The sequence below is a fragment of the Micromonospora sp. NPDC052213 genome, from assembly GCF_040679695.1.
In the GTDB taxonomy this organism is placed as follows: domain Bacteria; phylum Actinomycetota; class Actinomycetes; order Mycobacteriales; family Micromonosporaceae; genus Micromonospora.
Genome location: NZ_JBFAVI010000286.1, coordinates 1 through 4,360, shown reverse-complemented (window position 1 = coordinate 4,360; position 4,360 = coordinate 1). Strand labels below are relative to the sequence as shown.

The 4,360-nt window shown below is 75.6% G+C and carries 6 protein-coding genes and 1 pseudogene; 3 read left to right on the top strand and 4 right to left on the bottom strand.

From position 1 onward, the window contains the following. The 4 genes from AB0L34_RS32970 to AB0L34_RS32955 form a co-directional block, all read right to left on the bottom strand. On the bottom strand, window positions 1-169 hold a 169-nt coding region (locus AB0L34_RS32970; protein ID WP_363709490.1), incomplete at its 3' end, for an ATP-binding cassette domain-containing protein. Window positions 170-242: 73 nt separating this feature from the next. Beyond that, window positions 243-704, bottom strand: a complete 462-nt coding sequence (locus AB0L34_RS32965) for a MarR family transcriptional regulator (RefSeq protein ID WP_363709488.1) — start codon at window positions 702-704, stop codon at window positions 243-245. A 53-nt stretch (window positions 705-757) separates the two neighbouring features. Then, a complete protein-coding gene (locus tag AB0L34_RS32960; protein ID WP_363709486.1) occupies window positions 758-1,936 on the bottom strand; it encodes a PP2C family protein-serine/threonine phosphatase in 1,179 nt (392 codons plus the stop codon). 180 nt (window positions 1,937-2,116) lie between these two features. Beyond that, window positions 2,117-2,863, bottom strand: coding sequence for an SAM-dependent methyltransferase (locus AB0L34_RS32955; protein WP_363709484.1), 747 nt, complete (start codon window positions 2,861-2,863; stop codon window positions 2,117-2,119). 119 nt (window positions 2,864-2,982) lie between these two features. Here AB0L34_RS32955 and AB0L34_RS32950 point away from each other — a divergent pair, with 119 nt between their 5' ends. From AB0L34_RS32950 to AB0L34_RS32940, 3 genes and pseudogenes are all read left to right on the top strand, one after another. Beyond that, the gene (locus AB0L34_RS32950; protein WP_363709482.1) at window positions 2,983-3,864 is read left to right on the top strand and encodes a universal stress protein; all 882 of its coding nucleotides are present in this window, start codon (window positions 2,983-2,985) and stop codon (window positions 3,862-3,864) included. A gap of 82 nt (window positions 3,865-3,946) precedes the next feature. Further along, window positions 3,947-4,159: a phosphatidylethanolamine-binding protein gene (locus AB0L34_RS32945; RefSeq protein ID WP_350683982.1), complete on the top strand. Its 213-nt coding sequence runs from the start codon at window positions 3,947-3,949 to the stop codon at window positions 4,157-4,159. Then, window positions 4,156-4,360, top strand: a pseudogene (locus tag AB0L34_RS32940) (hypothetical protein); the annotation flags it as partial. The gene AB0L34_RS32945 and the pseudogene AB0L34_RS32940, both read left to right, overlap by 4 nt.

Below are 4,360 nucleotides of genomic sequence, written 5' to 3'. Positions count from 1 at the left end.
CGGCAAGGATGCGCATCAGCGTGCTCTTGCCTGCGCCGTTGTGGCCGACGAGGCCGAGCACCTCACCGGCGCGGACGTCGAGGTCCACCCCGGTGCCCTTGGCCGCCTCCCCGGGTTCAGGCGTCCGGTTCCGTCGGCGCCGTCCGGGTGTCGTCGGGGCGGTCACCACCCCTAGGGCGTCCTAGGATACTAGAGGGAAGCGGGTGGCCGCCCCGACCGGACAGGCGGCACGGGGAAGGTCGTCAGGCGGTGCGGACCGAGGAGTCCGACTGCGACTCCGCCGTCGCGGCCTGCTCGAACGCCCGCAGGGCCAGCAGCAGGTCGTGCTGCACCCGACCCGGCATCCGGTCCAGCACCGCCTGCACCGCCCGGTGCCGGCGTTCCTTCAACTCGCGCAGCAGCGTCTCGGCGGCGGCGGTCGGCACCAGCCGCACCTCCCGCCGGTCCCGGGGGTCGGCCACCCGGCGCAGCAGGCCGGTGGCCTCCAGCCGGTCGCAGAGCCGGCTCGCCGAGGACGGCACGACGTCCAACAACTCGGCCAGGCCGTTGACGTTGGTCTCCGGCCGGCTGGTGATCAGCGACAACACGCGCAACTGCGTCGGCGAGACGGCCATCTGGTGCCGGGAGGCGGCGGAGTCGAGCACACCGACGAGCGCCTCGGCGGCGGCGTCGATCGCCGCGGCGAGATTCGGAGGTCGCTCCACCAGGTGTCCCCTGCGATCGTCCCGCTCGTGCCCGGCCGTTCCGGCGACGATCCTCACCCGTCGCCCCGGCCACCCGTGCCACGCCAGTCCAGGCAGACCACGACCGCGTCGTCGCGGAGATCCGCGTCCGCATGCCAGGCGTGCAGTTCGCGCATCACCGTACCAACCGCCTCGGTCGGCGGTTGCAGCCGCGTGGCGCGCATCGCCCGCGCCATCGCCCGCTCGCCGTACGCCCCCCGGTCACCGGGGTCGGCGGCCCACACCCCGTCGCTGACCACGAAGATCCGGTCCCCGGGCGCCAGGTCGAACTCCTGGACGTCGTAACGGGCCTCGGCGAACATGCCCAGCGGCAGCTGCTGCTCCAGCGTGATCGGCGTGACGGTGCCGCCGCGCAGCCGCAGCAGGCGCGGGGAGCCGGCGTCCACCGCCCGGACCCGACCGGTCGTGGTGTCCAGTTCCAGCAGCAGCGTGGCCACGTACCGACGCCCGCGATGTTGGTAGAAGACCGTGTCGGAGGCCAGCTCGGCCTGCTCGACGAGGCTGCCCCCGGAGCGCCGGGCGTTGCGCAGCGCGTTCACGGTGACGGCCGTGAGCAGTGCCGCCGCCAGGCCGATGCCGGCGCCGTTCAACACCGTCGCCGTGAGCCGCTCACCGTCCACCGACCAGTCGAAGTGGTCCCCGCCGACCGTGTACGCCGGCTCCAGCTGGCCGGCCAGCTCGAACTCGCCGTGGCTGACGCTGCGCCCCGGCAGCAGCTCCCACTGCATCTCGGCGGCCATGCTGAGCCGCTCCCGCCGGCGCACCCGGCGGTACCGGTCGGTCTCCCGGTCCGCCGCCCGCAGGACGACCGCCAGCTCGCCGGCGATGTCCGCGACGCGGTCGACGGTCTCCGGGCCGAGCGGGGCCGGCAGCTCGACCAGGAGCACGCCGAGGCGCTCCCCCCACACCGACAGCGGCAGGTAGAGCCGGCACCGCCCCTCGTCGTCGGCGTCGGTCACCGGCTGCTGGCTGCTGAAGCAGCGCTGCGCCATGCTGCGGCAGGCGAGGAAGCCCCCGTCGGGCAGCTCCGGGTCCAGCACCGGCCACAGCCCGCTGATCCGGTAGTCGGCGATGAACACGTCCGTCCGGGACGCGCCGAGGCCGGCCCGGATGGCCCGGTCCGCCGCCTCCACCACCTGGTCGGGCGCCGCCGCACGCAACGCACGCGAGACCTGGGCCGGTGCCTCCACCATCGATCATCCTCCGGAATTACTTGCCGTGGGGCAAGCATCATACGGAGGTGTCGTCGACGGCCGGCCGGCCGGGCGGCCCGACGCCGGCGGGGGCGGCGTACCCGACCCGGGCGGACGACCCGACGGCACGCTGCCGCCCCCGCGCGGCCTCGCGGCGGCGCGGACGGCGGGCGGGGCCGGTCAGCCGGCCGAGCGGACGGCGACCGCGCCGTGGAAGGCGTCCGGAACCTGCGCCGGCGGGCCGTCAGGACGCCACCGGGTGATCGGCACGATGCCGTCGGCGGTGGGCGTCCAGCGGCCGAGCAGCGGCGCGAACGCGGCCGGCGGGCGCATCCGGAACGCCGGGCCCATCATCGCGAGGGCCTCCGGGTAGCCGGCCAGCTCCTCGGTGTCGAAGTCGACCGCCAGCAGGCTGCCCGGCGCCGTCGCCTCGTAGAGCTCGTCGAGGGTGCGGGCCAGCGTCTCGTCGTCGAGGAACGCGGCCAGGCCGAGGAACACCACCCCGACGGGCCTCCTCCCCCACCCCGGCACGAACCGGTGCAGCTGGGCGCGGTCCACCGTGCCGATGTCGGTGGCGTCGCCGTAGCCGTAGCCGGCCCGGTCGCTGCCGGCGAGCAGCCGCTGGCCGAGGCGAATGGTGACCGGGTCGACGTCGGTGTAGAGCACGGTGGCGTCCGGGGCGACCTCGTGCACGTTGCCCATGGTGGGCACCCCCGCGCCGAAGACCAGGAAGCTGTCCACGCCCTCCGCGACCATCGCCCGGACCGCCCGGCCCAGGAAGGCCCGCAGCTCCCGGAAGACCGGCGCGCACGGCCCGTACGCCTGCTCGAAGGCGCGGGCCGCCGCCACGTCGACCGGGAAGTGGTGCTCCCCGCCGAGCCAGAAATCGATCATTCGCGCGGTGCTCGGCTGGTCCGGCTCCACCATCGACGACGCTCCCTCCCCGGCGGTCGTCGACAGCGTACCCACCGGTCGTCCTGGGCGGTATCGCCTCGCCGACCGGGCACCGGCCGCGATACTGGCCGGGAACCGGCGGGAGGTGGGCGGTGAACTCGGCGAACGGCGCGGCGGTGGTCGTCGGCGTGGACGGCTCGGAGGCGGCGCTGCGCGCCGTACGGCTGGCCGCCGTCGAGGCGGCCCGCCGGAACCGGCCGCTGCGGATCGTGCACGGGTTCATCTGGCCGCTGCTGCGCGTGCCGGTGGGCGCGCCCGCCGGCGGCCCACCCGGCGCCGGCCTGCGACACCAGGCGGAACAGCTCGTCGCCGCCGCGACCACCGAGGCCGAGGCGACGGTGCCCGGGCTGCGCGTCTCCGGCGAGATCATCGACGGGGAGGCCGCCGCGGTGCTGCTCGGCGAGTCGCCGGCCGCCGCGATGATCGTGCTGGGCGACCGGGGGCTCGGCGGGTTCTCCGCCCTGGTGGTCGGCTCCGTCGCGGTGCAGGTCGCCTCGTACGCCGACTGCCCCGTGCTCGTCGCCCGGGGCACCGACCGCCCGGACGGACCCGTCGTGGTCGGGGTCGACGGCTCCGAGACGTCCCGGCTCGCCGTGGAGTTCGCCGTCGAGGAGGCGTCGGTCCGCGACGCCCCGCTGGTCGCGCTGCACGCCTACCGGCACCCGACGTCCACCGCGCCGGGCGACATGCAACCCCTGGTGTACGACGACACCGAGCTGCGCTCCGAGGAGGAGCGGGTGGTGGCCGAGTCGCTGGCCGGGCTGACCGAGCGATGGCCGGACGTGCCGGTCAGCCGGGAGGCCGTGCGGGGCCGCCCCACCACCGTGCTCGCCGAGGCGTCCCGGCGGGCCCAACTGCTCGTGGTGGGCCGGCAGGGCCGCGGCGAACTGACGGGGCTGCTGCTCGGCTCGGTGAGCCAGTCCGTGCTGCACCACGCCGACTGCCCGGTCGCCGTCGTCCACGCGCCCCGCTGAGCCGAGCGCGGGGGTTGGCCCCGACGCAGGCGGGTAGACGACCGCGGTACGCCAACGGCGAGGACGACCGGAGGAGGCAGTGATGCCAGGACCACGGCCGGGCAGCAACGCGTACGACAAGCAGCGGGCGCGCATCCGTGACGTGATCGACGACTCGGGACGGCGGGTGTCGGACCGCAAGGCGAACGACGTGGCAAACCGGATCCTGCAGTCCGATCGCGGACAGCGGGGCGTCGTCCGCGGTGAGCGGGTCTACGGTCCCAAGGGCGAGCGCGAACCGGGCGACCCGAAGTGAGGGCGACGCACCTGGCCGACGGGGCGATCGCCGGCGCGGTCGGCAGCGCCGCCCTGAACGTGGTCAGCTACCTGGACATGGTGCTGCGCGCGAGGCCGGCGAGCAGCACCCCGGAGCACACCGCCGGGCGGCTGGCCGGGGCGGCGCACGTGAACCTGGGGCCCGAGGCCCGGGCGGCGAACCCCCCCGCGGGGCGCGGGG